The organism is Methanotorris formicicus Mc-S-70 (assembly GCF_000243455.1).
GTDB lineage: Archaea > AGJL01 > Methanococci > Methanococcales > Methanococcaceae > Methanotorris > Methanotorris formicicus.
Genome location: NZ_AGJL01000085.1, coordinates 1 through 3,887, shown reverse-complemented (window position 1 = coordinate 3,887; position 3,887 = coordinate 1). Strand labels below are relative to the sequence as shown.

Annotated in this window: 3 protein-coding genes and 1 pseudogene; 1 reads left to right on the top strand and 3 read right to left on the bottom strand. The window is 29.1% G+C overall.

Annotation, left to right across the window (positions count from 1 at the left end; translation table 11 throughout):
• Positions 1–174: 174 nt before the first annotated feature.
• The 3 genes and pseudogenes from METFODRAFT_RS09270 to METFODRAFT_RS09260 all read right to left on the bottom strand — a co-directional run bounded on the left by METFODRAFT_RS09270 (position 175) and on the right by METFODRAFT_RS09260 (position 3,446).
• Complete coding sequence (locus tag METFODRAFT_RS09270; RefSeq protein WP_007045356.1) at positions 175–1,338, bottom strand: hypothetical protein; 1,164 nt, start codon at positions 1,336–1,338, stop codon at positions 175–177.
• 266 nt (positions 1,339–1,604) lie between these two features.
• Positions 1,605–2,854, bottom strand: a pseudogene (locus tag METFODRAFT_RS09265) (tRNA (N(6)-L-threonylcarbamoyladenosine(37)-C(2))-methylthiotransferase).
• 208 nt (positions 2,855–3,062) lie between these two features.
• The gene (locus METFODRAFT_RS09260; RefSeq protein WP_007045353.1) at positions 3,063–3,446 is read right to left on the bottom strand and encodes a CBS domain-containing protein; all 384 of its coding nucleotides are present in this window, start codon (positions 3,444–3,446) and stop codon (positions 3,063–3,065) included.
• Between the two features lie 136 nt (positions 3,447–3,582).
• Between METFODRAFT_RS09260 and METFODRAFT_RS09255 the strand changes: the two genes are divergently transcribed.
• On the top strand, positions 3,583–3,885 hold the full coding sequence (locus METFODRAFT_RS09255) for a hypothetical protein (protein ID WP_007045352.1): 303 nt from the start codon (positions 3,583–3,585) through the stop codon (positions 3,883–3,885).
• The last annotated feature ends 2 nt before the right edge of the window (positions 3,886–3,887 follow it).

Below are 3,887 nucleotides of genomic sequence, written 5' to 3'. Positions count from 1 at the left end.
TTAATGGGAATGTTATTTAATTGCATCGAATACTTGGGCTACAAAAATGGAATATCATTTTATAAAGTCGTTAAAGAATGTAGTAAAGAACTAATAAAGAAAGGATTCTCGTAATCACACTGTCAGTAAAAGTAAAAAAGAGTAAAATTAATATTTCGCAAAGTTTAAAGATAGCTATCCATTATAATGAATATATACTGTAAGATATTCGGGTTTATCTGCTCTAAGACAATAATAATGAGCTAACCATTTACCAGTTATTTTCCATAGTTGTTCAGCACTGCCAGAATGTTCATATTCAAAACCGGGTTCTACTTTTATAGTTGCAGATGTTCCCCAAGGGTTATACCAGCAATGGAATAGATGTTCCCAGCAAGCTACATTTTCAGAAAAATCTGATAAATCTACTATTCTATATATATGGTCTCCAGGATAGTTCCAAGAGATTGATAGTGAAGGAAGATAACCTAATGTTACAGAAATGCTTGGAATTGTATTATCTATATCACCAGGGCTGTAGTCAACTAAATGATTGCCATTTCCATTATAATCTACTTTATAATAATTTTTTAATTCGTAGTTATCATATACCCATCCGTTATCTTCCCATCCTAAACTTTCACCAGATATTATTTGAGTTGTGCCTCTAACACACTTGTATGATGGGTTATTTGGATTTTGCATTATTATATGCTCTATATTTAATCTTCCGTAGGGTTTAGCCCAATCTCCAGATGACCAATATACTCTATCTACATAATTCCAATCATTGGATTTTGGAGAATATTGAAGCATCTCAGTAGCTTTTTTTATAACACTATCTGAAATATTGTCTCCTGCAAATCCGTATACATGAATGCAATATTTTTTCCCTTTTATTTTAGATGGAGACAGCATATAGATATAAATTTTGTTTTCAACAATTTTTCCATTTTTATCAGTATAACTAATACTTACAACTGGCTTTTTAGTTCCTATGATTTTCGAAACTATTGATTGTATTTTTTTATAGCTATCTTTTGTGGTTATAATTACATTACCATTTTTTAGCATATTTTCTAATAGTTTAGAATCATCTTTATTTGGAGTTTTTGCAATTATGATAATATATTTGCCCTTAGGTATTTTTGTTAAATCATTTATTTTACAAGATATATAAGGCATGTTGTAATTTTTATCACCAAAAATGTAAATAGGCAAATTCTGAAGATTTTGGTCTTTATTATCTATTATTTTCACATTATTGTTTATTGTTGATGTGGCAAAAACACCCCCTACAATGCATAGCATAGCAACTAAGGCAAAAATTTTAAATAGTTCTTTACCCCATAGTTTCATATTGCCACCTTTCTATTTAGTGGTTGGGCTTAATTTGGCTCCGCCCTATAAAGGGCATCATCGCCAACTATTTTTTAACATTTCAAAATCTCTTTAGATATATTAAAATTTCTTTACTTTTGTAAAGTTGTATCTATCAATTATTTGATAATTTTATCTTAACTTTTTAATATTTATATTTTACTAAGTAGTGTTTTTTTTTTGCAACTACCATAAACAACTTAGTAAAGTATAAAAAGAGATTTATTAAAGTTTTTAATAATAATTTAATTACTTATCAACTTCCCTCTCAATCCAAATGTCTTAGCATCAGTAATTTTTATTTTTCTAAACTCTCCTACTTCTCCTCCTTCAAACTTAACAACTTTGAAGTTATCAGTATATCCTTTCCCTTTATCTAAAACTAAAACTCTCATTGTCTTTCCAATATACTTTTTATTGTTTAAATAACTCAATTCTCTTCTCAATTTATCTAAAATTTCACTTCTCCTCTTTCTAATTTTTGTATCTACCTGCTTCATTTTTGCAGCTTCTGTTCCTTTCCTTTGGGAATATTTAGCCCCATGGATGTAATCTGGCTTTAATTCCTTCAAAACTTCTAAGGTATTTTGAAACTGCTCTTCTGTTTCTCCTGGAAATCCAACAATTATATCTGTTGTAAAGCAAAGGTTTTTAACTTTTCTTCTAAATTCATTTACAATATCTTTAAATTCATCTACAGTGTAACCTCTCTTCATCTTCTTTAAAATCTCATCATCTCCACTTTGTAAAGGTAGATGTAAAAACTTCCCAACTTTTTCATTTTTGTATACCTCTATAAGTTCGTCCAATATTAATTGAGCGTTTTTTGCATGCATCATTCCAACTCTCATTATAAATTCTCCTTCTATTTGGGATAAATCATTTAATAAATTGGCTAAGTTATCTCCAATATCAAAACCATAGCATGCAGTGTCTTGGGCGGTTATAAATAAGCATTTAGCTCCTTTATCTATCAAATCTTTAGCTTTATTAACAATTTTTTCTCTTGGGTAAGATATTAGTTTTCCTCTCGCTATTTTTACTATGCAATAACTGCAATCTCCTAAGCAACCTTCACTTATGGGGTGGGGAGTAATTAAAGATGGTTTCAAGTAATCTAATTTTTTATAAAGTGTTTTATTAACTCTTCAGCATATATTGTTCTTTTGTTCTTTTCAATGTAATCTCTTAATATTTCTCCAGCTCTATGGGCTTCTCTTGGATATATATGAAAGAATCCATTAACTTTATTTTTTAAAGCTTTTGGCAAGCATCCAGCAACTACAACATCTTTTCCTAAATTTTTAAGCTCGTTTATTCTGTAAATCATTCTATTTTCTGTTTCTAATCTAACAACACATGTGTTTATTATTACAATATCTGCCTCATCTAAGCTATTAACTAATTCAAAGCCATGTTCTTTTAAAGAATTCTTTATAATTTCAGTGTCAGCAGTATTTAGCACACAACCATAACCTTCAACATAAACCCTCATGTTTCCACCACCATGTTTTTCTGAGTATATTAATTATATAATCATATATTTAAATGTTTAGGTTATATGTTGTTATATAGCCAATCTTCAAACAAATTTCATGTTTAGAAAGGCATAGATATAAAAGCCCAAAGGGCTTTTTTGGCTATAATTTTACTAAGATGATTCAGAAAAATAAAATAGCAATAGTAAGTTAAAGTTTATAAGTTTATTCAATCAAATTAGAAAACAGCTTTATAATGTCTTTTGAGCTTAAAACACCAACAATTTTATCTTCACATGGTGATTTAACATATAAGTGGTGTATTCCTTTCTCAGCCATAATCTCAATAGCTTTTTCCAATGGAGCTTCAGGGCTAACTGTTATAGGATTTACTGTCATTATTTCCTCTGCAGTTTTATCCAACTCATTATAATGTTTTAATATATCAGTATCTGTTATAATCCCCCAAAATCTTTCTCCATCAGAAACTACAACAGATGATATATCATATTTTGCCATTGTTTTAATAACATCACTTAACTTTGTATCCAAGGTTACTTCAACAACACCTTTTTTCATCACATCTCTAACTAAATATTTTGAAATCATAAGCTCACCCCAATAATTATAGTTATTTCTCGAGGTTTTTATCTCTGATAGTGTGATTTCTCATTATCGATTTTAAAACCAAAAAAATAAAATAGTATCGATTTAAATACTCCATTAAAAAAACGGTGATTAAACCATGCTACCCACACTTAAAGAATTACTCGTTAATAGTTTAAATACTTTAGGCATAGCCAATTTGGATGATTTAGCTGATTATTGTTTGGTTAGAACTTTAACCGAGATAAAGACGATTAAAGCAATATCTGAAGAGATTTTAGGAATTCATCGAACAACCATAATCAAGAAACTTCAAGAGCTCTCAGAAATCGAGAATTGCCTTTATACTCAACTATTAAATCTTCCCAACATTTTGGACAATCGTAAATTTAAATTCTCAATAATAATCGATTCAACCTTATTGAGGAGATTCAGTAAGTAACG